Source organism: Barnesiella viscericola DSM 18177, from assembly GCF_000512915.1.
GTDB classification, from domain to species: domain Bacteria; phylum Bacteroidota; class Bacteroidia; order Bacteroidales; family Barnesiellaceae; genus Barnesiella; species Barnesiella viscericola.
In genome coordinates, this window is record NZ_CP007034.1 from 997941 (window position 1) to 1022945 (window position 25005).

Annotated in this window: 20 protein-coding genes; 10 read left to right on the top strand and 10 right to left on the bottom strand. The window is 53.5% G+C overall.

What is annotated here, in order from left to right; translation table 11 throughout:
• Positions 1-234 precede the first annotated feature (234 nt).
• On the top strand, positions 235-2823 hold the full coding sequence (clpB, locus tag BARVI_RS03980) for an ATP-dependent chaperone ClpB (protein WP_025277982.1): 2589 nt from the start codon (positions 235-237) through the stop codon (positions 2821-2823).
• A 149-nt stretch (positions 2824-2972) separates the two neighbouring features.
• Here clpB and BARVI_RS03985 read toward each other — a convergent pair whose 3' ends face one another.
• The gene (locus BARVI_RS03985) at positions 2973-3479 is read right to left on the bottom strand and encodes a Spy/CpxP family protein refolding chaperone (protein ID WP_157232528.1); all 507 of its coding nucleotides are present in this window, start codon (positions 3477-3479) and stop codon (positions 2973-2975) included.
• 207 nt (positions 3480-3686) lie between these two features.
• Positions 3687-5318, bottom strand: a complete 1632-nt coding sequence (locus BARVI_RS03990; protein WP_025277984.1) for a sialidase family protein — start codon at positions 5316-5318, stop codon at positions 3687-3689.
• A 182-nt stretch (positions 5319-5500) separates the two neighbouring features.
• Between BARVI_RS03990 and BARVI_RS03995 the strand changes: the two genes are divergently transcribed.
• The 3 genes from BARVI_RS03995 (at position 5501) to BARVI_RS04005 (ending at position 8932) form a co-directional block, all read left to right on the top strand.
• Positions 5501-6772 (top strand): replication-associated recombination protein A, encoded by a 1272-nt coding sequence (locus tag BARVI_RS03995; RefSeq protein WP_025277985.1) that lies wholly within the window; start codon positions 5501-5503, stop codon positions 6770-6772.
• Positions 6773-6925: 153 nt separating this feature from the next.
• A complete protein-coding gene (serC, locus tag BARVI_RS04000) occupies positions 6926-7993 on the top strand; it encodes a 3-phosphoserine/phosphohydroxythreonine transaminase (RefSeq protein ID WP_025277986.1) in 1068 nt (355 codons plus the stop codon).
• An 18-nt stretch (positions 7994-8011) separates the two neighbouring features.
• Entirely contained in the window at positions 8012-8932 is a 921-nt protein-coding gene (locus BARVI_RS04005) for an NAD(P)-dependent oxidoreductase (protein ID WP_025277987.1), read from the top strand.
• Between the two features lie 193 nt (positions 8933-9125).
• Here BARVI_RS04005 and BARVI_RS04010 read toward each other — a convergent pair whose 3' ends face one another.
• Positions 9126-9800 (bottom strand): MIP family channel protein, encoded by a 675-nt coding sequence (locus BARVI_RS04010; RefSeq protein ID WP_025277988.1) that lies wholly within the window; start codon positions 9798-9800, stop codon positions 9126-9128.
• A gap of 204 nt (positions 9801-10004) precedes the next feature.
• Between BARVI_RS04010 and BARVI_RS04015 the strand changes: the two genes are divergently transcribed.
• Positions 10005-11195 (top strand): FprA family A-type flavoprotein, encoded by a 1191-nt coding sequence (locus BARVI_RS04015; RefSeq protein ID WP_025277989.1) that lies wholly within the window; start codon positions 10005-10007, stop codon positions 11193-11195.
• A 100-nt stretch (positions 11196-11295) separates the two neighbouring features.
• On the opposite strand, the gene BARVI_RS04020 is transcribed toward BARVI_RS04015, so the two are convergent.
• From BARVI_RS04020 to BARVI_RS04030, 3 genes are all read right to left on the bottom strand, one after another.
• The gene (locus tag BARVI_RS04020) at positions 11296-13704 is read right to left on the bottom strand and encodes a GumC family protein (protein ID WP_084546980.1); all 2409 of its coding nucleotides are present in this window, start codon (positions 13702-13704) and stop codon (positions 11296-11298) included.
• 5 nt (positions 13705-13709) lie between these two features.
• Positions 13710-14435, bottom strand: coding sequence for a polysaccharide biosynthesis/export family protein (locus BARVI_RS04025; protein ID WP_051401079.1), 726 nt, complete (start codon positions 14433-14435; stop codon positions 13710-13712).
• A 276-nt stretch (positions 14436-14711) separates the two neighbouring features.
• Complete coding sequence (locus BARVI_RS04030; protein ID WP_157232529.1) at positions 14712-16034, bottom strand: DcaP family trimeric outer membrane transporter; 1323 nt, start codon at positions 16032-16034, stop codon at positions 14712-14714.
• 111 nt (positions 16035-16145) lie between these two features.
• Here BARVI_RS04030 and BARVI_RS04035 point away from each other — a divergent pair, with 111 nt between their 5' ends.
• From BARVI_RS04035 to rpe, 5 genes are all read left to right on the top strand, one after another.
• Positions 16146-16490: a hypothetical protein gene (locus BARVI_RS04035; protein WP_025277993.1), complete on the top strand. Its 345-nt coding sequence runs from the start codon at positions 16146-16148 to the stop codon at positions 16488-16490.
• A gap of 20 nt (positions 16491-16510) precedes the next feature.
• A complete protein-coding gene (locus tag BARVI_RS04040; protein WP_038534521.1) occupies positions 16511-17119 on the top strand; it encodes a uracil-DNA glycosylase family protein in 609 nt (202 codons plus the stop codon).
• Between the two features lie 86 nt (positions 17120-17205).
• Complete coding sequence (locus BARVI_RS04045) at positions 17206-17835, top strand: DedA family protein (protein WP_025277995.1); 630 nt, start codon at positions 17206-17208, stop codon at positions 17833-17835.
• Positions 17836-18080: 245 nt separating this feature from the next.
• Positions 18081-19658, top strand: coding sequence for an arylsulfatase (locus tag BARVI_RS04050; protein ID WP_025277996.1), 1578 nt, complete (start codon positions 18081-18083; stop codon positions 19656-19658).
• Positions 19659-19863: 205 nt separating this feature from the next.
• Positions 19864-20514 carry a ribulose-phosphate 3-epimerase gene (rpe, locus tag BARVI_RS04055; RefSeq protein ID WP_025277997.1) on the top strand — a complete coding sequence of 217 codons (651 nt, stop codon included), beginning with the start codon at positions 19864-19866 and terminating at the stop codon, positions 20512-20514.
• A 91-nt stretch (positions 20515-20605) separates the two neighbouring features.
• Here the strand turns inward: rpe and BARVI_RS04060 are convergent, their stop codons facing one another.
• The 4 genes from BARVI_RS04060 to BARVI_RS04080 form a co-directional block, all read right to left on the bottom strand.
• Positions 20606-21802 carry a transglutaminase-like domain-containing protein gene (locus tag BARVI_RS04060; RefSeq protein ID WP_025277998.1) on the bottom strand — a complete coding sequence of 399 codons (1197 nt, stop codon included), beginning with the start codon at positions 21800-21802 and terminating at the stop codon, positions 20606-20608.
• Positions 21803-21814: 12 nt separating this feature from the next.
• Entirely contained in the window at positions 21815-22549 is a 735-nt protein-coding gene (locus tag BARVI_RS04065) for a copper homeostasis protein CutC (RefSeq protein ID WP_025277999.1), read from the bottom strand.
• Positions 22550-22821: 272 nt separating this feature from the next.
• A complete protein-coding gene (locus tag BARVI_RS04075; protein WP_025278001.1) occupies positions 22822-23478 on the bottom strand; it encodes an AlbA family DNA-binding domain-containing protein in 657 nt (218 codons plus the stop codon).
• Positions 23475-24839 (bottom strand): MATE family efflux transporter, encoded by a 1365-nt coding sequence (locus BARVI_RS04080; RefSeq protein WP_025278002.1) that lies wholly within the window; start codon positions 24837-24839, stop codon positions 23475-23477. The genes BARVI_RS04075 and BARVI_RS04080 overlap by 4 nt, the downstream gene beginning before the upstream one ends.
• Between the last annotated feature and the right edge of the window lie 166 nt (positions 24840-25005).

The following is a 25005-nucleotide window of genomic DNA, read 5'->3' on the forward strand; positions in this document are numbered from 1 at the left end:
TTCGTTCCGCCCCGGTTGTTGTAAGGAGTAAAGCCGCGACATTTTGTCAGCCACCGAACCGGCTACAAATGACCGCCTTACCAGTCGGCCCCGAAAACCGGTCGGCCAGAGTAGACATTTTGTCATGTTAAACAGTTGATTTTCAGACAATATTTCGCTCATTTACGACTGGCACTGCTTTTGACTATACGAGGGTGTAAATCAAAAAAATGAAAATAGAAAGGAGTACACGATATGAACTTTGACAATTTTACAATCAAATCGCAGGAGGCCGTGCAAAAGGCCGTGCAGATTGCTCGCGACCACAACGAGCAGTCGATCGAGCCGGTGCATCTGCTGAAAGGGATTCTGCAAGTGGGCGAAAGCCTCACTTCGTATCTGTTCCAGAAGCTTGATGTCAACGCCGGTTTGTTGAACAGTCAGGTCGATCGGGAAATAGAATCGTTGCCCAAGGTAAGCGGGGGCGAACCCTACTTGAGCCGCGAGGCCAACGACGCTCTTCAAAAAGCCATCGACTACTCTAAGAAACTGGGCGACCAGTTTGTAGCCCTCGAAGCCATGCTGATGGGTCTGTTCTTGACGAAAAGTCCGGCTTCGTCCTTCTTGAAGGATGCCGGCGTGACCGAAAAGGAGCTGGGAGCAGCCATCGACGAGTTGCGGAAAGGGAAAAAAGTTACCGAGGCTTCGGCCGAGGATACCTATAATGCGTTGAGCAAATATGCCATCAACTTGACCGAGCGTGCCCGTAGCGGCAAACTCGACCCGGTGATTGGCCGTGACGACGAGATTCGTCGGGTATTGCAGATTTTGAGTCGGCGTACCAAAAACAACCCTATCCTGATAGGTGAACCGGGTACCGGTAAGACGGCTATCGCCGAGGGGTTGGCTCACCGTATCGTGCGTGGCGATGTGCCCGAGAACTTGAAGAGCAAACAGATCTTCTCGCTCGACATGGGTGCCCTTATCGCCGGTGCCAAATACAAGGGTGAATTTGAGGAACGACTCAAATCGGTAGTCAACGAGGTGATTCAAAGCGAAGGCGAGATTATCCTCTTCATCGATGAGATTCACACCTTGGTGGGTGCCGGCAAGAGCGACGGTGCCATGGACGCTGCCAACATCTTGAAACCTGCCCTGGCCCGTGGCGAACTGAGGGCCATCGGTGCCACTACCCTCGACGAGTACCAGAAGTATTTCGAGAAGGATAAGGCTCTTGAACGTCGGTTCCAGATCGTGATGGTCGACGAGCCCGACGAGATGAGCAGCATTTCGATTCTGCGTGGCTTGAAAGAGCGGTATGAAAACCACCACAAAGTGCGGATTAAAGATGATGCCATCATCGCTGCCGTACAGTTGTCGGAACGGTACATTACCGACCGGTTCCTGCCCGATAAGGCCATCGACCTGATGGACGAGGCCGCCGCCAAATTGCGTATCGAGGTCGACTCGGTGCCCGAGGCTCTCGACGAAATCACGCGGCGTATCAAACAGCTCGAAATCGAACGCGAGGCCATCAAGCGGGAAAACGATACCGAGAAGCTGCAACAGCTGGGTAAGGAGATCGCCGACTTGAAGGAGGAGGAGACCAAATTCCGCGCCAAATGGCAATCGGAGAAAGAGCTGGTCAACCGCATACAGCAGAACAAGATCGACATCGAGAACCTGCGCTTCGAGGCCGATAAGGCCGAACGCGAAGGCGACTACGGCAAAGTGGCCGAGATACGGTATGCCAAAATCAAGGAGAAAGAGGACGACATACACGCCACGCAACAACGCTTGCACGAGTTGCAGGGCGACAAGGCCATGATCAAGGAGGAGGTCGATGCCGAGGATATCGCCGACGTGGTATCGCGGTGGACGGGTATCCCCGTGAACAAGATGATGCAGAGCGAGAAAGACAAACTGCTGCACCTCGAAGAGGAGTTGCACAAACGGGTGGTAGGTCAGGACGAGGCCATTACCGCCATTGCCGACGCCGTGCGTCGGAGCCGGGCCGGCTTGAACGATCCCCGCAAACCTATCGGGTCGTTCATCTTCCTGGGTACGACCGGTGTTGGTAAAACCGAGCTAGCCAAGGCGTTGGCCGAATACCTGTTCGACGACGAGAACATGATGACGCGTATCGATATGAGTGAATATCAGGAGAAATTCAGCGCCACGCGACTCATCGGTTCACCTCCCGGATACGTGGGCTACGACGAGGGCGGCCAGCTGACCGAGGCCATCAGACGGAAACCCTATTCGGTAGTTCTGTTCGATGAAATCGAGAAGGCTCACCCCGACATCTTCAACATCTTGTTGCAGGTACTCGACGATGGCCGTCTGACCGATAACAAGGGCCGGTTGGTCAACTTCAAGAACACCATTATCATCATGACCTCCAACATGGGGTCGTCGCTGATACGGGAGAACTTCGAGAAGATGACTGATGCCAATCGCTCCGAGGTAATCGAAAAGACCAAAGAGCAGGTTTTGGAGATGTTGAAACAGACCATACGTCCCGAATTCCTCAACCGTATCGACGAGACCATCATGTTCACGCCGCTTACGAAGAAAGAGATTGAAGAGATTGTTTCGCTGCAAATCAACAACATCAAGAAGATGCTCGAGAAGAACGGTGTTACGCTCGAAATCACACCCAAGGCCCTGAGCCTCATCGCCACCGAGGGTTACGACCCCGAGTTTGGTGCCCGTCCCGTCAAACGGGTTATCCACCGGCTTATCCTCAACCAGTTGTCGAAAGACCTGCTGGCTCAGAAAGTCGACCGCTCGAAACCTATCGTGGTCGATGCCGAAAACGATCAAATCGTATTCCGCAACTGATGCGGGTGTAAATAATCAAGGGAGCAACCCCACCGTGGGGTCGCTCCCTTTTTTTGTGCCCATACGAAACAGGCTACGTCTCCCCGCCGGGGAACGTAGCCTGCTTCCTTAACTACCTATAAAACCTATAAAACACATATGGAAAATTGTTATTTGATTTCTTCCGGAGCCGGAGGATTGATAGCTGGAGCATCGGCCGGAGTCGGAGCCTCGATATTTTCCGGGCAAACCGTTCTCATGTGCATGCGTCCCTTCTTGCCGTCGAATCGCCTTATCGGACGGGCGTTGCGGTCAAGACGGCCATCGGGACGACGTTCGAGGCGCTCTATCTTCTGTTCCAGATACTGTATGTACTGATCTTTGGTCAAGACCGATTTCATCGTGGAGTCGCGACGTTCGCGAGCGGCCTTCATCGACTCGCGGCTACTCTTCTGGGACTCTTGTTTCTTCTCGCGCAACGCCTTCATCTCGGCAGCGAACTGCTCGTTGGCCTCCTTCAACTGCGACACTTGCTTTTCGCTCAGGTTCAACTCTTTCACCATCTGCTCGCAGGGGAATTCACATTTTTCGCGACGCTGTTTCTTATCTTGATTTCCGGCAAAGGCACTCATGGTCAAAGCTAATACCAAAGCTACCGATACAATCGTTCTTTTCATAATCCAATTTCCTTTCATTAAATGGTTAATTATTCATCAATCTGTTTGCAAACTCGATTCACATTTCTGCTTATATGACTCGAATCTCGACAGAAAGTTTAATCGCCCGACCCACTTATTTCTTAAATTTAGCACTTTTAACAAAAAAGTCGAGCCTTACCAAGGAGTAAAAGACCCGACTTTCCCGTTTACAATCAATCGGTTATGCTATTTTTTACGGACGAGTTCGGTGAGTTTAAACGTTTGAAAAGTCATGTGCGCCACACTGCTCTCGTAGAGAATGCCCACCGTTTCGCGGTCGACCATCGTAAGGCAGGTGTACCCCCACCCCTCCTCCTCGTCGAGCAACAATTGATTCTCGGGGAGCCAGGTGGCCCCACCGTCGAGACTGGCCTTGACCGTAATGTGATGGCGCCCCTTGGTGGTGTTGGGGTTGGAGAAAAGCAGCAGGTCGCGCCCCAGCACATTGTCGTCGGCCTCGACCCGAATGAGGCTGGCCATACACACCGGCTCGGGCAGAGCCCGGCGCGACGACTCGTGTTCGGTCCAGGTACGGCCCAGATCGGCGGTGACGGCCACCGCCCGGCTTCCGCCCCGGTTGTCGCGCATGTTGAGCATGAGTACACCGTCGGCCAACTCGACCACCTGAGCCTCGGTGGTATTGCTTCGGGCTGGATTGTGAATGTGCCAACTCTCGCCTCCGTCGCGGCTGTACATCACCCCGGCACTGGGTACCCCCACCGAGTCGATAAACTGAATGGGAAAGACCAGCGTACCGTCGTGCATGGCGATACCCCGCCCCGGACCTTGCAGCAGGAACCGCCACGAGGGGTCTTTCACCTGCGAAGTGATGTTGATGGGGGCCGACCAGGTTTGGCCGTCGTCGGTACTTTTGGTGAGCACGAGCTGAGCCGTGCGTTCCATATCCATGCCCGGTTGCGAACTCCACCAGGCCCGCTGGTTGCCCATGCCATGAGTCCAGGCCGCGGCAATCCACACGGTGCGGGTGTGGGGGTCGAAGAGTATCGAGGGGTCGCCCACGCCATTCTGAGCGGCGGGCAGACCGCCATATTCGCCAAACGAGAGGGGCAAACGCATGGGTTCCCAACTCTTGCCGCCGTCGGTGCTGCGGCTCAGCCCCACGTCGATGTGCTCCTGCAAGTCGACACTGCTGTTGTAGCGCACGTCATACACTCCCAGCAACGTACCCCGGTCGGTCGTCACCAACCCGGGAATGCGGAACGCCGCCACCCCGTCGTCGCCGGCATGGCGCACCCCGATGGCCATGCGGTGCTCGATACCCTCGGGCGACACTCGCCGGCAGAGAGCTGCCGCCCCGTCGAGCGAGACAGACTCCACCCCGGCCCGCAGCTTCGAGGCGAGCGAGGCGCCCGGCTTCATCTGCACACTCACCCAAAAGAAATTGACACCCGGGTACAGCTTGTAGTCGGCCCGCAACTCAATCCGCTTGCCCGGATTGTCAACCCGGGCGCATTCAATCGAATACGACGGGTCGGCCGCCAACGTCTTACCGGCATGCTGGCTCGACACATAGGCGACCGGGGCAAAGCGATTCTTCCCCTCGTCCTGCCGAGCCTCCACACCACCGTAATAGAGTTTTACGGCAGCGATGTCACCCCGGGCATCACAGTCCGACAAATCGAGCGTCACCCCGTCGAGCACCCGGCTCTCCCGGGCGGGAATACGCAAATAGAACAACACATTGTCCTGCCGCTCGAGCAGTACCGGCACCCGAGCCTCCTTGACAAAAACCGTATCGGCGGCCACCGCTATCGCGGCCAGCCCCACCCAAGAGAGAAAGAGGAAAAATCTTCGCATGATACAGGGTATTAATTTGACGGAATAAAGATAACCCTTTTCATTTATCTCCACAAAAGAGCTTCATTTTTTTATCTCCACCAGGCCGCACAGGAAAACCGGGCAGGGGGATATCTTTCGTCCGCTTTCCTTGGAAAAACGACCTAAAAAGAGTATTTTTGTATCAACAGAACGAAGCGAATATGTTACAACCGTTGGCAGAAAGACTCAGACCCAAGACCTTGGACGAATACATCGGGCAGGAACACCTGGTGGGCCCGGGTGCCGTGCTGCGCCGCATGATCGACTCGGGCAAAATCTCCTCCTTCATTCTCTGGGGGCCGCCGGGGGTGGGCAAAACCACGCTGGCCCACATCATATCGCAACAGCTGCAAGCTCCGTTCTTCACCCTCAGTGCCGTACAGTCGGGGGTCAAGGAGGTGCGCGAGGTGCTCGACCGCTGCAAGGCCAACATCTTCGCCAAGGTGCGCCCGATTCTCTTCATCGACGAAATTCACCGATTCAGCAAATCGCAGCAAGACTCCCTGCTGGGGGCCGTCGAATACGGCACGGTCACGCTCATCGGAGCCACGACCGAGAATCCCTCGTTCGAGGTCATACGGCCGCTGCTCTCGCGCTGCCAGGTATATGTACTCAAACCGCTCGAAGTCAAGCACCTGCAACAGCTACTCGACCGGGCTATCCACCAAGATACCTATCTGAAAAATCGTGACATCGAGGTGCGCGAGACCGATGCCCTCTTCCGCTACTCGGGGGGCGATGCCCGCAAGCTGCTCAACATCATCGACCTCATCTCGCAAGCCGTGGGCGAAGACGATAAGATTGTCATAGACGATGCCATCGTCACCGAGCGGCTGCAACAGAACCCCGCCGCCTACGACAAGAACGGCGAGATGCACTATGACATCATATCGGCCTTCATCAAATCGATACGGGGCAGCGACCCCGACGCCGCCATCTACTGGCTGGCCCGCATGGTCGAGGGGGGAGAAGACCCCGCCTTCATTGCCCGCCGACTGGTCATCTCGGCCTCGGAGGATATCGGGCTGGCCAACCCCAACGCCCTGCTGCTGGCCAACGCCTGCTTCGATGCCGTGCAGAACATCGGGTGGCCCGAGAGCCGCATCATCATGGCCGAGACCACCATCTACCTGGCCAGTTCGCCCAAGAGCAACTCGGCCTACATGGCCATCAACCAGGCATTGAACACCGTGCGCGAGACCGGCAACCTGCCGGTGCCCCTGCACCTGCGCAACGCTCCCACGCAACTGATGAAGGAGCTCGACTACGGCAAGAACTACCAGTATGCCCACGACTATCCCGGACACTTCGTCAACCAGCAATACCTGCCCGACGACCTGAAAAACTCCGGCTGGTGGAAGCCGCAAAACAATCCGGCCGAAAACAAACTGAAAGACCACCTGAACGAGTTGTGGAAAGGACGATACAAATAAACGGCAGAATGCAAAGCCGAGGTATCAAATAGACACCATTTCACTTTTTTCGGCAACAAAAAAGAGGTAAATAAAACAAAATACAAAGAAAAAAGAGTTACTTTTGCAATCTATCAGAACCAAATTTATACCAAACACTAAACAAATATCATTATGAAGAAGCACAATTTCTATGCAGGACCCTCTATCCTGAGCGAGTACACCATCAAAAACACGGCCGACGCCGTTATCAACTTTGCCGGTACGGGTCTATCCCTGATGGAAATTTCGCACCGCAGCAAAGAGTTTACTGCCGTTATCGAAGAGGCTCAGGCGCTGGTCAAAGAGTTGCTCGAAGTTCCTGACGGATATTCGGTACTGTTCCTGGGTGGCGGTGCCAGCCTGCAATTCTGCATGGTCCCCTACAACCTGCTGAATAAAAAAGCAGCCTACCTCGAAACGGGTACCTGGGCTGTCAACGCCATCAAAGAGGCCCGTCTCTTCGGCGAAGTCGACGTGGTAGCTTCTTCAAAAGAGGCCAACTTCTCATACATTCCCAAAGGCTATACCGTACCCGACGACGCTGACTATTTCCACTTCACCTCGAACAACACCATCTACGGTACCGAAATGCGTTTCGATCCCGATGTGAAAGTGCCTCTGGTAGCCGACATGTCGTCCGATATTTTCTCGCGTCCCATCGACGTATCGAAATACGACGTCATCTACGCCGGAGCCCAGAAGAACCTGGCTCCTGCCGGTGTGACCATCGTCATCGTCAAGGAGTCGGCCCTCGGCCACGTAGATCGCGCTATCCCCACCATGCTCGACTACCGCACCCATGTGAAGAAAGGCTCGATGTTCAACACACCGCCCTGTCTGCCCATCTATGCCGCCCTGCAAACCCTCAAATATTACAAAGAGCTGGGCGGTATCAAGGAGATGGAACGCCGCGACCTCGAAAAAGCCGCTATCCTCTACGACGCCATCGATTCGAGCAAGATGTTCGTGGGCACCGCCGCTCATGAAGACCGTTCGATCATGAACGTCTGCTTCGTGATGAAAGAGGAGTACAAGGACCTCGAAGGCGCATTCATCGAATATGCCACCTCGAAAGGCATCGTAGGTATCAAGGGACACCGCTCGGTAGGCGGATTCAGAGCCTCCATCTACAACGCCATGCCCAAATCGAGCGTCGAGATGCTCATCGAGACCATGAAGGAATTTGAAAAGAACCATTAATCCAGGGAGAGTATCGACATGAAAGTATTGGTAGCCACAGAAAAGCCGTTTGCCACAGTAGCCGTGAACGGCATTAAAGAGGTACTCGATGCCGCCGGTATCGAAATGGCTCTTTTGGAGAAATACACCGCCAAGGCCGACTTGCTGAAAGCGGTCGAGGACGCCGACGGACTGATTGTGCGCAGCGACATCGTAGATGCCGAGGTGCTCGACGCCGCCAAGAAACTGAAAATCATTGTTCGCGCCGGTGCCGGATATGACAACATCGACCTGAATGCCGCCACGGCCAAGGGTGTATGCGTCATGAATACGCCGGGACAGAACTCCAATGCCGTGGCCGAACTGGTATTCGGCATGACAATACTGATGATTCGCAACCACTTCAACGGCACATCGGGAACTGAACTCAAAGGCAAAAAGCTGGGTATCCACGCCTATGGACAAGTGGGTCGCAACGTGGCCCGCATCGCCAAAGGATTCGGCATGGAACTCTACGCCTTCGATCCCTACTGCCCCAACGAGGTGATGGAGAAAGACGGCGTGAAGCCCGTGGCATCGGTCGAAGAGCTCTACCGCACCTGCCAGTTCGTATCTCTGCATATCCCGGCCACAGCCGAGACGAAACAGTCGATTAACCACGCCTTGATGTCGCTGATGCCCAAAGGTGCCGTGCTCATCAACACGGCCCGCAAAGAGGTAATTCACGAAGAGGATCTGGCCCGCGTGCTCGAAGAGCGTGCCGACTTCCGCTACGTAGCCGACGTGGCTCCGGCCAACGCCGCTGCCTTGACCGAGAAATTCGGCGACCGCGTATTCTTCACCCCGAAGAAGATGGGTGCCCAAACGGCCGAGGCCAATATCAACGCCGGTATCGCCGCCGCCCGTCAGTCGGTAGGATTCCTGAAAGAGGGTATTGACCGATTCAGAGTCAACAAGTAATCACAGGCTCCGAAAAATTTTGGAATAACGCGCCCCTCCTGCCACCCGGCGAGAGGGGCGCATTCTATTTCGCCCCATATCAAGTTCTGTACCCAGTCAAGCCAAAGGTCAAATAATGCAACGCCATAGCAAAAAGAGCGATACCTCCATAAAAGAAGCATCGCCCTTCGCGATTAATTGGATCAATCTCGTTTTATTTGGTCAAGGCACGCCAGGCAAAAGCCGAGAAGGCAGCCCCGAGGAACGGAGCCACGATGAAGAGCCACAGTTGCGAAAGAGCTACACCGCCCTCGAAGAGAGCCGGTGCAATACTACGGGCCGGGTTTACCGACGTACCCGTGATGGGAATACATACGATGTGAATCAGCACCAGTGACAAACCGATGGCCAGACCGGCAAAGTTACCGGCTCCCCGCTTTTCGTCGGTCGTACCCAGCACCACCAACACAAAGATGAAAGTAAAGACCGCCTCGGCTATGAATGCCTGCAACGCCTCACCCTCGCCAAAACTGTTGGCCCCGGTCATTGTCGCACCCGACGAACCGCCGGTCGACACCAATACATAGATGATGGCCGAGCCGATAATCGCCCCGATAACCTGGAATATCATGTACATGGCGGCATCTTTCCCGCTCATGCGCTTCGACAGCCACACCCCCAGTGTGATGGCCGGGTTGATGTGGCACCCCGAGATGCCTCCGATGGTATAAGCCATAGCTACTACCGAAAGGCCAAAGGCCATGGCTACGCCCAATGTGCCTACACCTTCACCGCAAATACCGGCCATGTTGCCGGCAAAGACGGCACTACCACAACCCATCAAAACGAGGACCATGGTACCCAACATTTCTGCTAAATACTTTTTCATAATTTTCATGTTTTTCCGGCACGATACACGTACCCAGGTTAGTAATTAGTTATGTTTGATTAAGATTCTCTACACAAAGAAAAAAAAATAAATTCTAATTGTACATATACATTCCCGTTTTTTTTCTTACTTTTGAGGCCTTTTTAAACAAAACGGAGATCTTTGTGTTTGAATATTATTATCATATCGGGTTAATTTAATTGGATTATGAAGATAACAGAAATCGCAGAAGGAATACACTATGTAGGGGTCAACGACCGCAGTAAGCACAAGTTTGAGAACCTTTGGCCGCTCCCGTACGGCGTATCCTACAACGCCTATCTGATTACCGACGAAAAGAATGTATTGGTCGATACCGCCGACGCCGCCTATACCGACCGGCTGCTGGATCATATAACCGAGATTATCGGCGACGGCACAATCGATTACCTCGTCATCAACCACATGGAGCCCGACCACTCGGCATCGATTCAGTTTATCCGTCAGAAGTATCCGCACATGACTATTGTGGGTAATACCAAAACGCTTGAAATGGTGAAGGGCTATTATGGCATTGACGACAACACCCTGTGTGTCAAAAATGGAGACACGCTGGCACTGGGAAAACGATCGCTCACCTTTTATCTGACCCCCATGGTCCACTGGCCCGAGACGATGATGACCTATTGCAACGAAACGGGAACGCTCTTCTCGGGCGACGCTTTCGGCTGCTTCGGTACCCTCGACGGTGGTATCAAGGACACGCAGCTGAATACCTCGAAATATTGGGACGAGATGTATCGCTACTACTCCAACATCGTGGGCAAATACGGGTCGGCCGTACAAACGGCTTTGAAAAAGCTGGCCTGTATCGACATCAAAACCATCTGCTCGACCCATGGTCCCGTGTGGGAACAGGAGGTAAGCCGGGTCATCGACATTTACGACCGGTTGAGCCGGTATGAATCGGAGCCGGGCGTTGTCATCGCCTATGGCAGCATGTATGGGCACACCGAACAGATGGCCGAGGAGATAGCGCGTGAACTGGCTGCGAACGGGATTAAAAACATTGTCATGCACAATGTGTCGCACGACGACCCGTCGTATATTCTTCAAAGCATATTCCGTTACCGGGGTCTTATCATCGGCAGCCCCACCTATTCCAACCGGTTGTATCCCGAGGTCGACATGCTCACTCAGATGATTGCCACGCGCGACATCAAGAACCGCATATTCGGCTACTTTGGTTCATTCTCGTGGGCCGGTGCTGCCGTGAAACATCTGGCCGCTTTCGGCGAATCGATGAAGTGGGAGACTTTGCCCTGCTGCGTAGAGATGAAACAGGGGCTTACCCCCGAAATAAAAGAGCGGTGCCGGGCTCTTGGTTGTGAGATGGCCTCCCGCATGAAAGAGTAAAATTCATAGGGGAAGAAATTTCCCTTACCTGTAAACACGAGAGAGGGGTGCAATTGTCGTCGCACCCCTCTCTCGTTTATTTTTACCACCACGAGGCGGGTCAAGAACGGTCTTTCTTGAAGAGACGTTTATACCACGGAGTTTCACGCTTAGTCGTGTAACCGTATCCATAGCCGTATCGGCCACTGCCATACTGACGATAAGAGTAGCCCTTCGACTTCATGTTCACATCGTTCAATATAAGATAGACCGGTATATCGAGGCGCTTGTTGCGAACCCAACCGTTCAACATCTCGATAGAAGCCTTGTTGGTATAGTTGGCTCGGGCCACATAAATCATCACATCAACGGCCCGGGCCAGCAGGAAGGTATCGGAAACCATACCCAACGGAGCCGTATCGAGTATGACATAATCGTAGTGGGCACGAGCATAATCGATAATCTGGTCGAACCGGTCGCTCATCAACAACTCGTTGGGATTGGGCGGAATGGGTCCCGCCATAAGCAAATCGAGATTCGAGTCAAGACCCGAAGGGTGAATAAGCGATGCCAAATCGGTATTAGCTCCCGACAGATAAGTGGTAACACCCTCCCGATTGGGACGATGGAAATATTCCGAAAGGCGAGGCCGACGTATGTCCATACCTATGAGAAGCGCCCGTTTTCCCGTAAGAGCAAAACTCAGAGCCATATTCGAGGCGATAAAGGTCTTACCCTCGTGCATGACCGACGAGGTAACCGCCAATACCTTCTTGTCGGAACTGGTCAGCACGAATTGTAAATTGTTACGAACCAATCGGAACAGCTCGGCAATGGGCTCGACACTCTTCTTCTCAACCACAAAAAACTTACCTTCGGGTTTTTTCGAGATTTCGGCCAAAATGGGAATTGAGGTCAACCGTTCAAGCATCTTCTTATCTGTCAGCACAGGGAAGAAAGCCATTTTCAGATAGATAATGAATACCGGAATCAAGATACCAAGCAGAACAGCTCCACCCAGAAGCAACAACGTCTTGGGTGAAACCGGCTCGCCCGTGGAGTCGGGGTCGTCGATAATACGGGCTATCGGCACAACCATATTCTTGGACAGGTCGTTCTCCTCGCGCTTCTCAAGCAGGAAGACGTATAGGTTTTCCTTAATGCGCTGTTGCCGCATGATGTCGGAGAGTTCCCGCTCGTAGAGGGGCATGTTCTTGATTTTGTCTTCGATTCTTTGATCTTGCCGAGCTACATCGCGTTTTTGAATCTCTATTCCCTTGCGTATGCTGGTAACCCCTTTAAGCAACAACGCTCGCTGTGTTTTTATGTCGCGGGTAAGTTCGACTATCACCGGGTTTGACTCGGACGACGAAAGCAACAGGCGCTCGCGTTGCTGCAAAATCTTATTATAGTCATTAATGAGAGTCGCAAAATCCTTGTCGTCGATTCCCAGCACCGGTATGGGCATGTATTCGTTATCAGGGACAGCCAGAAAAGCCTCGACATAATCGACCAAGCTCTTTTGCAATTCCAACTCGGCCATTTTCTCATCGGTATATCCGGTCTGTTCCAAATAAAGTTTGGCTTCGGCCGAAACATCAATCAAGTTATTATGACTTCGGTACGACTCCACTTGTGCCTCGACAGCCGACAACTCCGCAGAAATGGAAGCGAGGCGCCCCTCGATAAACTGTTGCGTCTTTTCGGTACCCTGATTCTTCTGGTTCGCGGCATCAATATTATAGAAGTCGACCAAGGTTTGGATAAAATTTTTTCCCTCTTCAATAACCGGCGTACGATATGTCACATTCAAAATCGTAGCCTTCCTCGACGCGAAAACAACGGCCAGCTTCGAATCAAGATCTTTGCTCACCGCACGGGGATTGGAGAACCAAATATCCAGTGTTTTGTCAAGCGTAGGAATCGTATCGCCCGTGTACTTCAATTGCACGAAACTGCCTTCAAACGGAAGGGTATAGGGCAACCCGTCGATAAGTTCGTTGCAAATTTCTACCTTATTATCCTTTTTGTCGTAGGTTTCGGCTTTAATATGTAATTTTCCCTGGCGGGGTGACAACTCGATGTGGAGAGGATATTCTATTTTACGCGGATTAATCGAATCGGTCACCAACTCGACCGGCGAATTTCCATACAAGGGGGTTCTTGTCATGAACGATTTCCAGGCATACGACTTGTACAGGCCAAGTTTCTCGACAGCAGCCGTAATCTGATTCTTGGAACGAAATACCTCTATTTCATTATCAATATTGTTTTTATAGGGAGACAAGCCTAAACTCGTCAACAGGATATTGCTATTCTCACTATCGTTGTCTTGGATATAAACAGCCGATGACACCTCATACTCGGGAGTCTGTTTAAAACAGTATAATCCTGTCAGTACAACCAACAGCACGATGCTGACAGCGAACCATTTCCAATGCGAAAAGCATTCTACCCAAAAGTCGGAAAGATCAAGGGGCTCCTCCGTAACTGTCTGTCTGTTTATCTTATTCGGTTTACCTTCTTCCATAGTAATTATTTAGAAATACTCCAAGCTGTAATAATAAGGTTGGCAATTGTCAACAGAATAGATGTGGCACTAAATACCAGCGAGGTGGTAGGTGGTACGACTACGGCCGAATTGGCTTTCGACTTATTGGGTTGCACATAGAGTACATCGTTCTGTTGCAGATAGAAATAGGGTGAAGTAACCAGATTCTTATCATTCAGATTGATTCTTGCAATATTTTTTGTTCCATCGGAATTCACTCTCACCAAGAGTACGTTATCACGGCGCCCGGTAATGGACAGATCGCCTGCCAAAGCGATGGCATCGAGAATACTCACCCGCTCGTTTTCAATAGTAAACATACCCGGCCGGGTTACATCGCCCAACACCGAAATGGTAAAGTTCTGTATCCACACCGACACTTGCGGCAACTCACTCAGGTATTTAGGATAGAGAGCCTCCTGAATCATCAGCTCTACCTCTTTCTTGCTCTTCCCTGCTACATGCAGACAGCCCAATACCGGAAATTCAATATCACCGTTCTGGTCGACCAGATAAAACTCCACGGCCTTGGTATTACCGCTTCGCATATAAGCCTCGCTTTGAACCAGCCGCTTGTTAAAGGGGATTACCACCTCTTGATTCTTGGCCATGACCGATATATCAAGAATGTCGCCCGGGGCCAAAACCGGCGACGGCTGAGGGACTGCCGCGTTTAATACATCGGCAGGAATATCCTCCACATCAATCATATAAGGAACATTTCTTGAAGAAGAACAAGATGCAAAAGCCCAAAATGTGAGAAGAGTAAGCGCCCAATATAAATATTTCATTCTTTCCTCTTTTTTTATAATAAGGATACAATTATAATCAGTTTGCAAAAATAACACTTTTTATATGGCTTACAACTTTTTTATTGAAAAAACTGCCTCACAATATTTGCCCTCCATAAAAACCGAGAGCCCGCCTTCTCGTTACTATCGCAAAAAAAAACGAGAAGGCGGGCCCTACCCCAAAATATATTTTTATCAGAAGTTATACCGTATCATCGTATTGATGCGGTTAGCCTCCCCGTCCTGACGATTCAAATTGGAACGGCGGCCATAAAGATATTCGATACCTATGCTGCAATCGGTCGTGAGGTTGTAAAAGGCATTCCCCACGATATACTGGGCATAGCGATAGGATTCGGGCGACAGGGCTCCCTGTTTGCTGTATACCCGGCTCTGGCTGTACGAGGCCGAGATAAAGAATTTGGGTGAGAAGGCATATTGCAGACCGGCCACATAGCCCAGCGTCTCGGGGGCATAGAGTTTGCCCTGGGTATCGGGGTCGGGAATGAGGTCGAAACCCTCGTCGCTCAACCCGTTCAGATACTCACCATAGCCATATCCGTAAACGCCTTGGTAATAAAGCGACAACTTGCGGGTGATGTGGGTAATACCCGAGAGCTGAACGGCCCACCCCAATACCGACCGGTTGCGCTCGGCCACCAGGTCGCGATAAGAGAGTCCCCGCAACAGACCCGATGCGCGTATGTGGTCGTGACCTCCGTTCCAACCGTATTGAACATAAAAAGGTATGTCGGGCATGCGCTGGCTGATTGACGCGTTATACCCCTCGTCGAGCGTACAAGTGACCGACGGGGCTTCGGCGGCCAGAGCCATCTGCCAGTGCTTCCCCAGATTGAGCGTATAACGTGCCATTACATTGCGCACACTGGTCATGCCGGTAGGTCCCTCATAGTCGATGGTAGGAGGTGCGGCCGCCGCATCGACAAAGGTACTCCACGTCTGTCCTATCAGGAATCCGCGCGCCTGCACATAAGCCTGGTCGAGGCGGAATCCATAGTTCTGTCCGGCCCTGAAATCACCGTCGACAAAGACCGAGAACTTGCCCAGCACGGCATTGTCGCCTACCAACTTAAAAAAGAGGTGCGAGGTCGAAGCGTCCATCTGGAACTGGTTGCGCTGAGACGGATTGCCGGGTACGGGAATATCGTAGGTAAGGAAATCGCGATTGGGCACGGCGCCTTCAAAATCGTAGGAAGCCGTCACCTTTACATAACCACCTATACCGAATGCCACACGTCCCTTACGGTCGACCAGCAGGAATCGGGGCGCACGAGGGTCCTGGAAATGGAGCTGCCGGGTGTCATAGAACATACCTATCAACTCACCGTTGGCGGCATTCCCGCCCCACAGGAAAACAATGCGGTCCGAGGCATCGTCCGGAGCCTGTCGGCTACTCCGCTGTGCCGGTTCGGCCGACTGGGTATCGGCAGCGGCAGCATGGAACGGCAACAATAGAAGCCCCCAAGCACAAACCCAGAAAAAGATCATTTTTTTCATATTCACTCAGGTTTTATAAGTTTTATTTTCAGTAAAAACAACACCAGTCGCAAATTGTTGAAGCAATCGTAAAAATAAGTAACTTTGCTCCCGACAAAAACAGACGACACGATGGATACAATCTTGTTAGCTCTCACACCCGAGTTCGAGATGCTGAGAGATGAAATGGGTTATGACGAATACGAGGATTTCGATGCCTATGACATCTTGTTTCAACAGGGGTATGACCGACAACTGATCGAGGTGGCCGACGACGAAATATTCGAGGTGCCCGAAGGTTACTCGGCTACCATACAGAGCGATGACCCCGACGATGAATTTTACCTGCTTGAAAGCGAAGCCGACCTGCCCGACAAAGGCGACTTCATCGTCGATGCCCTGCCGGGCGGAAACTACCGGTACGATGCGGCCGAGAACGTATTCTGGAAAGTCGACATGGACTCGGACGATTTCTAACCCTCTCAATGCAACACAACATGGCTGACGATACAAGCCCTTCGCCCGCACCCGTCGAGATGCACCCCCTGTCTCCGTTTCTTCCGGCACAGGCCCGCATCTTGCTGCTGGGCAGTTTTCCTCCGCCCCGCAAACGCTGGTCGATGGAGTTTTTCTACCCCAACTTCACCAACGACATGTGGCGCATCTTCGGGCTTCTCTTCTTCAACGACAAAGACCACTTTGTCGATACCGAGCACAAGCGGTTCCGCCGCGAAGCCATCGAGAACTTTCTTCAAGAACAGGGCATTGCCGTGAGCGATACCGTGGCCGTGGCACGACGACTGAATGGCAATGCCTCGGACCTGACGCTCGAAGTGGTCGAGTCGCTCGATCTGGCCCGCATGCTCGACCGGCTGCCCTACTGCCACACGCTCGTAACCACCGGGCAGAAGGCTACCGACACGCTGTGTGCCATCACCGGAGCTACACCGCCCCCAATCGGGCAGTATGCCTCGCTCACCTACCATGGCCGCTCCATGCGACTCTACCGCATGCCCTCGACCTCTCGGGCCTACCCTAAACCGCTTGCCGAGAAAGCAGCCGTCTATCGCACGATTTTCCAAGATTTGACGATACAGACGTATTAAATTTTTGTTACATTTTTGCAAACATTCTCATTTTTAAGCCGAATGTATTACTTTTGCAATCTCAAAAAAAATCATTAATCCCTTTTATGGAATCATTATCGTTTATACAATGGTGCCTCGATAATCTCAATTACTGGACCATTACGTTCCTCATGATGATCGAGAGTTCGTTTATCCCCTTCCCCTCCGAAATCGTTATCATACCGGCAGCCTACAAGGCAGCCTACGGTGAACTGAATATGTATCTGGTCATTCTCTTCGGTACCCTCGGGGCCGACATTGGTGCCATCATCAACTACTACCTGGCCCTCTGGATAGGCCGCCCGCTCGTCTACAAATTTGCCAACAGCCGCGTGGGGCACATGTGCCTGCTCGATCAAGGCAAGGTGGAGACGGCCGAACGCTATTTCGACAAGCACGGCAGCATATCGACCCTCATCGGCCGCCTGATTCCGGCAGTGCGTCAGCTCATCTCCATTCCCGCTGGTCTGGCCCGCATGAAATTCTCGAAGTTTATCCTTTTCACCACCCTGGGTGCCATGTGCTGGAACATCGTACTGGCTGCCATCGGCTACGGCTTCCACGCCGTTATTCCCGAGGACGAACTCATCTTGAAGGTGCAGACATACAGTCACGAAATCCTCTACGTGCTCATCGCCATCTGCGTGTTCATCGTGGGGTTCCTTATCTACAAGGGTATGAAAAAACCAAAGTAAAAATAACTCTTTTGCCATTCGGTACAAAAGCCGCGACTTGACAGGAGTGCCTGTTGTTGCGGCTTTTGTCGTATCGTCGCCCCTCCGAGAAACAGCACACGGCTCTCAATCGGGATTCCTCTTCTCCTTGAAGCGGAATCGTTTTTTATAGACATTATGTAAATTCACCATGCCGTTTATAAAAAATGTATTATCTTAGATCCAGTTTTTATTCTCTTCACTATACACCTAAAAAACAATCGCATATGAACCGAACTCTGTTTGTACCTTTCATGTTGGGAACCGCAGCCCTTCCCCTTTCGGCCCAAAAAGCGACACCACCCAATATCGTACTCATCATGTGCGACGACATGGGCTTCTCGGATTTAGGGTGTTACGGCAGCGAAATCCAAACACCTCATCTGGACAGCCTCGCCGATGCCGGCGTGCGATTCAGCCAGTTCAAGAACACGGGGCGCAGTTGCCCGTCGCGCGCCTCGCTGCTTACCGGCCGCTATCAACACGAGGTGGGCATGGGCTGGATGACTGCCGTGGACGAACACCGCCCGGGATATAGAGGTCAAATATCAAAAACCTACCCGACCATCGCCGAAATCTTGAAGGCCAACGGATACGACACCTACATGAGCGGCAAATGGCATGTCACGGTCGACGGGGCTTTCGACGGGCCCAACGGCAGCTACCCCACCCAACGCGGGTTCGACCGCTACTATGGCTGCCTGTCGGGTGGAGGCAGCTACTACGAGCCTACCCCGCTTTACAACGACCTGACACCCGTTACCGACCTGCCCGACGACTATTACTACACCACGGCCATATCCGACTCGGCCGTCAGTTTCATACGACAACAACCGACCGATGCCCCCATGTTCCTCTATGTAGCCTACTATGCCCCGCACCTCCCCTTGCAGGCTCCGGCCGACCGGGTTGAAAAGTGCAAGGCTCGCTACCGGGTTGGATACGACGTGTTGCGCAAGCAGCGGTTTGAGAAGCAAAAAGCGCTGGGCCTGGTTCCCGCCGAGATGGAATTGCCCGTCTATAACCGGGAGTTCGGCGGCAAACGCCCCGCCTGGGAGGAGCTTACCGACTCTCAACGCGAACAGTGGATTCAGGATATGGCCACCTATGCCGCCATGATTGAAATCATGGACGACGGGGTGGGTCAGATTGTCGAGGCTTTCCGCGAAAAAGGGAACCTGGAAAACACGGTCTTCCTCTTCCTGAGCGACAACGGAGCTACGCTGGAAGGCGGCTATCTGGGACAACTGATGGCCGACCTCTCCAACACACCTTACCGCAGTTATAAGAAATGGGTCTATCAAGGCGGGACAAGTACCCCCTTCATCATGACCTTCGGCAATACCGGGAAAAACGTTCTGAAAGGTCAGGTATGCAAACAGGTGGCTCACATCATCGACCTGCTGCCTACCTGCATGGATCTGGCCTCGGCCAGTTACCCCTCCGACCGATTCGAGCACGCCGACTTGCCCGGAACCAGCCTGCTCCCGGCCGTGAGGGGTGGTGCCTTGCAAAATCGCACCCTGTTCTTTGAGCACCAAAGTTCGTGTGCCGTCATCGCAGATAACTGGAAACTGGTGCGCAACGACCGGAACAGCCCTTGGGAACTGATAAACCTCTCGACCGATCCCTTTGAAACCGAGGAGCTCTCTTCCCGCTATCCCGAGAAAGCCCGGGAGTTGGAACAGATGTGGGACCATTGGGCCGAGACTCACCGGGTGCTTCCCTTGGAGAATAAGACCTGGACCGAACGCATCAACTATTATAAGGCGTTGAACCCCGACCAAAGCGGACGGAAAGAGTAAAGGGATATAAAGGAAGTTACCCAACAGGAGGCGGCTCGGCATAGCCCAACCTGAAAACTGCGTTTTCGTTTGTCTCTACCCTCGTCTTTCACTATCTTTGTTCCACGAACACAAGATACGGCTTGGCAAAAAAATTCAAGGGACCTTGATTTTTCTGCTCTCGCCTTTCACTATCTTTGTCCAACTAACGAAAACTATTGAAGCTATGAGCGTACTAATTTCTCCGTCGCTGCTTTCGGCCGATTTCGGGAACTTGAACAGCGAAATCGACCTCATCAACGAGAGCGAGGCCGACTGGTTGCATATCGATGTGATGGACGGTGTGTTTGTTCCCAATATTTCGTTTGGCTTCCCGGTGCTCGAATTTGTAAACCGCCGGTGCGCCAAGCCACTCGACGTGCACCTGATGATTGTGGAGCCGCAGAAATTTATCAACGAGGTCAAGCAGATAGGCGGTGCCATCATGACGGTACATTACGAGGCTTGTACTCACCTGCACCGGGTGGTGCAGCAGATTCATGCAGCAGGCATGAAGGCGGGTGTTTCGCTCAATCCGCACACCCCGGTCGCGCTGCTCGAAGATATTATCGAAGATGTCGACGTGGTGCTGCTCATGTCGGTCAACCCCGGATTCGGAGGGCAGAAATTTATCCCCCGCATTCTCGACAAGGTGCGCGACTTGAAGGCGATGATTGCCCGCCGCCACGCGCATGCTCTCATCGAGATAGACGGCGGCGTGAACCTCGAAACGGGGCGACAACTGGTCGAGGCTGGTGCCGACGCGCTGGTGGCTGGCAGCTTTGTCTTCCACTCCGAGGCTCCGCTCGAAACCATTGCCCGGCTGAAACAGCTGTAAATCCAATTTCTTCAAGCATAAAAAGAGCTCGTTTGCGTGTAGTTCCACAAGCGAGCTCTTTCTTTATTCAATCAGAACCGTCACCCCGAGGTTATTCCATATAGCCTACAACGGTCACCGGTTCGGCTCCTACGACCGACTCGACCGTGGTGCGTTCGCCCCGGGCATTCTCATAAACGAACGTATAGGTCTGGTTCTTTTTCAACAGGAATTTGAGGGCATCGTTCATATCCTGCAAGGGACCGGCCGTGCGGCCTCCACCCAGTTGCACCCCGTCGCAGAAAACGTCGACATTGGCCTCGACCCGATCCTTCGAGTTCGAGCTGTGCTGCTTGTCCTTATACATGACAAAGGTGACCGTGGTGTGGGTATCCTGTTGAAGTATCGCCTGGGTCTGTTGCCCATACAGGTCGATATAACGTTGCGACACATCGACGGCATGCACATCGCGCGACTCCTCATTCCACACCATGGGAAACCAGTCACCGGTGGGCCGGAACGAAACGGCATAGATACCGTGAATGCGGTCGCCCGGAGTCGACTGACCGGCATCGGCCATGAACCAGGCTCCGTCGAGGGCCGGCGGCAGATAGTACTCGGTCGAGTGCCAGGTACCGTCGAGCCACACCTCGGTCCAACTGTGGTTACCCCGGTTGTCGTGCCAGGCGGCCGTCCCCGCGAAACGGGCCGGAATACCCACCGAACGGAGGGCGTCGACCAACAGAATAGAGAGACCCGTGCAGGAGGCCATGCCCTGGCGCATCGACTCCGACGGACTTTGGTTGGTCTTCTCACGCAAAGTGTTATATTCCACTCCTACTACCTGAGGGATAATGGCATTGACGGTATCGAGAGCCTCACGCAGGGTCTTGCAGCCCCGCACCCGGGGCGCAAAGCGCTCGTAAAAATCTTTTCGCCAGGCATCGCGCACCTCATCGACCGAGGCATAGGGCAACACCTCGTTGAGGAAAATCGAGTCGGGCAACGCCTTGGCCCAGGGAAATTCGGCGCGGGCACGGCAGGCATAAGTCACATTCTCGCGCAACAGCGCCAGGTCCATCGTGTCGCGGTCGCCTTGGGGCATCCAGGCCAACAGGTAGGCCATTGCCTCCTGTTCATCGCGAGGCGTCTCTTTGAGCAGCACGCGCAGGCTGTCGGAACGGGGCGAATCGTCGAGGACGGTTTCGAGTTGTCGCTGACTGTCGGCCGAGATGCCCGACGAGGTGCAACTTGCCACCGTGCAGGCCACTCCGGCGAACAGCAGCATAAGGGCATGAGTTCTTTTCATATCGGATTGGTTTTATGAGTTGAGTTGATCAAGTATTTCACGAATTTTCGTCTCATCGGCACCCACCGAGGCATACTCGGGAATGCCCGGCACACCGCCCATCGAGACGGTAGGGTTACGGTAGGTCATGCCGCTCTCGACCAGGCTGCGGGCACTGAAATGCACGGCATCGACACCGGTTCCGGCCAGCTGCCGCACATTCGACGGACTCACACCGCTACCGGCCATGATAGCTATACGTCCGGCCGATTGGGCTACCAGGGCCCGAATCGTATCGATTCCCTCCATCGCCGTGTTGCGGCCACCCGAGGTAAGCACCCGGTAACAGCCCGCACGTACCAACGATTCGAGCGCCTCGGCCGTATCGCGGGTCATGTCGAAAGCCCGGTGAAAGGTAAACTGCATCGAACCGCAACGATCGACCAGCCGGGCGGTACGCTCCTCGTCGACACGACCGTCGGGGGTGAGCATACCGGCCACCACGCAGTCGGCTCCACACTCGCGGGCAAAGTCAACCTCGTCGAGCATGAGGTCAAACTCATCGTCGGTATAGAGAAAATCGCCACCCCGGGGGCGAATCATCACACTCAGTTGCAGATGGGGTATTTGGCGAGCCCGGCGAATCAGGGCTGCCGAGGGGGTCGTCCCCCCTTCATAGGGCGAGGCGCACAACTCTACCCGCGTCACCCCCGCACGAGCCGCAGCGCGACAGGCTTCGAGCGAAAAGGCACACAATTCGGTTTCGATTTTCATGGTCGTTTCTGAATATCGTGTTTCATCGGTTTACAAAATCTTTTCCAAAGATAGCGAAAGGCGAGAGCCGTGGCAAACGAAAACGCAGTTTTCAAGTTTGACAAGGCCGAGCCGACTCCTATCTTCTACAAAGATACGCAAAAGGCGAGAGCCGTGGCAAACGAAAACGCAGTTTTCAAGTGGAGCAATACCGAGCCGACTCCTGTCTTATTCAAAGATAGTGAAAGACGAGAACAGAGACAAGCGGAATTTTCAAAAGCAGGGGGTCATTCGCCCTCCTCCTGATGCAGCCGATAGAAAAATTTGTGATGTTCGAAGCAAATATCGAGCAACCCGAAGCGGACAAACCGGGCAATATAATCCACCGCCGAGCGGTACGACAAGCGAGCCAGCCGACTGTACTTGCTCACCGTAATCTCGCCATGCTCGGCCAGGTAGTCGAGCAGGAGCTGTTCGCGCTCGGTATATTTCACGAGCGAACCTTTGGGGCTGCTCTTCTGCCGCCAAACCGCCAGATGCACGGCCGTTGCCAGTATGTTCTCATCGGCAATGCGCACATAGGCCATGTACTTGCCGGGAGCTACCTGAGCCTGCACCGGCTTTTCGGCAGACTTCGGAATCTCGGCAATGAGTACGGTCTTACCATCGACGGTATAGGTGTGCATCTCAATCGCAACCTGCGGCAGGCAGTAGAGCTGCGCCGCTGCCTCGATCATGTAGACCTCCTCTTCGGAGCGCACCCCGGCTATGCGGCCGTTATCTTTCACCCCGATAAGCAGACGGCCGCCGTCGGTATTGGCAAAGGCCGACAGGGAACGGGCTATCTTGCGGGCATCTGAAATCTCAAATTTGAAATCCTGCTGCTGGTGCTCCCCCTCCTCGATGAGCTGCTGCAAATAGAGTTTTTCGGACAGCGGTTTCATACATCGCCCTCCTCTCTGATGAGTTTATGCAGGCGATAGCGGAATCGCAACCAAAACAGGAATCCAGCCGAAAAGAGTCCGGCCGGGAAGGCAACCCACACCCCTACGACACCTCCACCGAAGGTGAACCCGCACAGGTATCCTACCGGGAGAGCCATCACGAAATAGGCGAAGAAGGCAATCCACATCATGGGCTTCACGTCGGCCGTGCCTCGCAGGGCATTGGCAAAGGTTATCTCCAACGCATCGCCAAACTGGTAGACGATGAGCGAGTAGATGAGTACGGCAACAACGGCCATCACCTCGGGATCCTCGGTAAAACTGTAAACGATGGGAACCCGGGCCAGATAGAAGAAGAGGCAGGCCGCCACGGCCAGCACCCCTATGATGCCCAAGCCGGCATGAACGGCCCGTTGCAGATTGGGGAAATCGCGTTGTCCCATGAAATGACTCACCCGCACGGCCAGAGCGGCCCCCATGCCGTAGTAAATCATAAACCCGAGGGTGCTGACCGAAATCATAATCTGATGGGCCGCCAGCGGCACGCTGCCCAACCAGCCCACCATAATGGCACTCAACGAGAAGGCTGCCGTCTCCATACCCATCTGCAAGGCAATGGGCCACCCCAGGGCATTGAGTTGCACAAAGTCATTGCGATTGAACCGCGAGTGGCGTATGGCCTCCCGATAGGCCCGATACCTGGGGGCACCAGCAACGATGACAACGAAGACCAGCAGCATGACCACCCGCGAAACCAGGGTGCTGACCCCGGCACCGAAAAGGCCCCACTCGGGCAACCCGAAGCTGCCGTAGATGAGCAGGTAGTTCCCCACGATATTCAAGGCATTGCCCCCCAGCAGAATCCACATGGGGGTGCGGGTATCGGTGAGCCCCTCGGCAAACTGCCGGTAGCTGTTGAAGAGCATAACAAATACCAGGGAGACCAGTTGCAAGATGAAGTAGGGCCGTATGTGGGGCAACAGCTCTACCGGCTGCCCCATCTGGTCGACAAAGCAATAGACCACATACATGATGGCCGTGAGCAACAGCGCCAGAGCGGTGTGAGCCACAAGGGCGTTGCGGAAAACGCGCCCTATCCCCTGCGTGTTGCCACTCCCCTGCAACATGCCTATCAACGGGGTAAGCCCGTAGGAGAAGCCGGTAGCAAAGATGATAGCCAGATTGAACACGTTGTTGACAAAGGCGGCAGCCGCCAGTTCGTCGGTACTGTGGTGCCCGATCATGACCGTATCGGCCAGACCCAGTATAATCATGCCCAACTGCCCCACGACAATGGGCAGCCCCAGTTTGAGCAGCGAGACCACATGCTGTTTATATGGCAATAACTGAACGGTATTCATGAACGTGCGATTTACACTGTTGGCAAAACAGTGTGCAAAGATAGTGAATGGCGAGAGCAGAAGCAAACCGAAATAAATTTTCGAGTTTGATTCTCCCGAGTCGACTCATATCTCATTCAAACAAACTATTTCCTATTACCTCCAAAGGAAGGGCCACCCACGGCTA

Bases quoted from the DNA above. Each gene is read 5' to 3' on its own strand.
- BARVI_RS03995 (WP_025277985.1), top strand. From the start codon at position 5,501: ATGTTACAACCGTTGGCAGAAAGACTCAGACCCAAGACCTTGGACGAA.
- rpe (WP_025277997.1), top strand. From the start codon at position 19,864: ATGAGCGTACTAATTTCTCCGTCGCTGCTTTCGGCCGATTTCGGGAAC.
- BARVI_RS04005 (WP_025277987.1), top strand. From the start codon at position 8,012: ATGAAAGTATTGGTAGCCACAGAAAAGCCGTTTGCCACAGTAGCCGTG.
- BARVI_RS04010 (WP_025277988.1), bottom strand. From the start codon at position 9,800: ATGAAAAAGTATTTAGCAGAAATGTTGGGTACCATGGTCCTCGTTTTG.
- BARVI_RS04080 (WP_025278002.1), bottom strand. From the start codon at position 24,839: ATGAATACCGTTCAGTTATTGCCATATAAACAGCATGTGGTCTCGCTG.
- BARVI_RS04075 (WP_025278001.1), bottom strand. From the start codon at position 23,478: ATGAAACCGCTGTCCGAAAAACTCTATTTGCAGCAGCTCATCGAGGAG.
- BARVI_RS04025 (WP_051401079.1), bottom strand. From the start codon at position 14,435: ATGATTGATGTGGAGGATATTCCTGCCGATGTATTAAACGCGGCAGTC.
- BARVI_RS04035 (WP_025277993.1), top strand. From the start codon at position 16,146: ATGGATACAATCTTGTTAGCTCTCACACCCGAGTTCGAGATGCTGAGA.
- BARVI_RS04060 (WP_025277998.1), bottom strand. From the start codon at position 21,802: ATGAAAAGAACTCATGCCCTTATGCTGCTGTTCGCCGGAGTGGCCTGC.
- BARVI_RS04040 (WP_038534521.1), top strand. From the start codon at position 16,511: ATGGCTGACGATACAAGCCCTTCGCCCGCACCCGTCGAGATGCACCCC.
- serC (WP_025277986.1), top strand. From the start codon at position 6,926: ATGAAGAAGCACAATTTCTATGCAGGACCCTCTATCCTGAGCGAGTAC.
- BARVI_RS04030 (WP_157232529.1), bottom strand. From the start codon at position 16,034: ATGAAAAAAATGATCTTTTTCTGGGTTTGTGCTTGGGGGCTTCTATTG.
- BARVI_RS04045 (WP_025277995.1), top strand. From the start codon at position 17,206: ATGGAATCATTATCGTTTATACAATGGTGCCTCGATAATCTCAATTAC.
- BARVI_RS04050 (WP_025277996.1), top strand. From the start codon at position 18,081: ATGAACCGAACTCTGTTTGTACCTTTCATGTTGGGAACCGCAGCCCTT.
- BARVI_RS03985 (WP_157232528.1), bottom strand. From the start codon at position 3,479: ATGAAAAGAACGATTGTATCGGTAGCTTTGGTATTAGCTTTGACCATG.
- clpB (WP_025277982.1), top strand. From the start codon at position 235: ATGAACTTTGACAATTTTACAATCAAATCGCAGGAGGCCGTGCAAAAG.
- BARVI_RS04020 (WP_084546980.1), bottom strand. From the start codon at position 13,704: ATGGAAGAAGGTAAACCGAATAAGATAAACAGACAGACAGTTACGGAG.
- BARVI_RS03990 (WP_025277984.1), bottom strand. From the start codon at position 5,318: ATGCGAAGATTTTTCCTCTTTCTCTCTTGGGTGGGGCTGGCCGCGATA.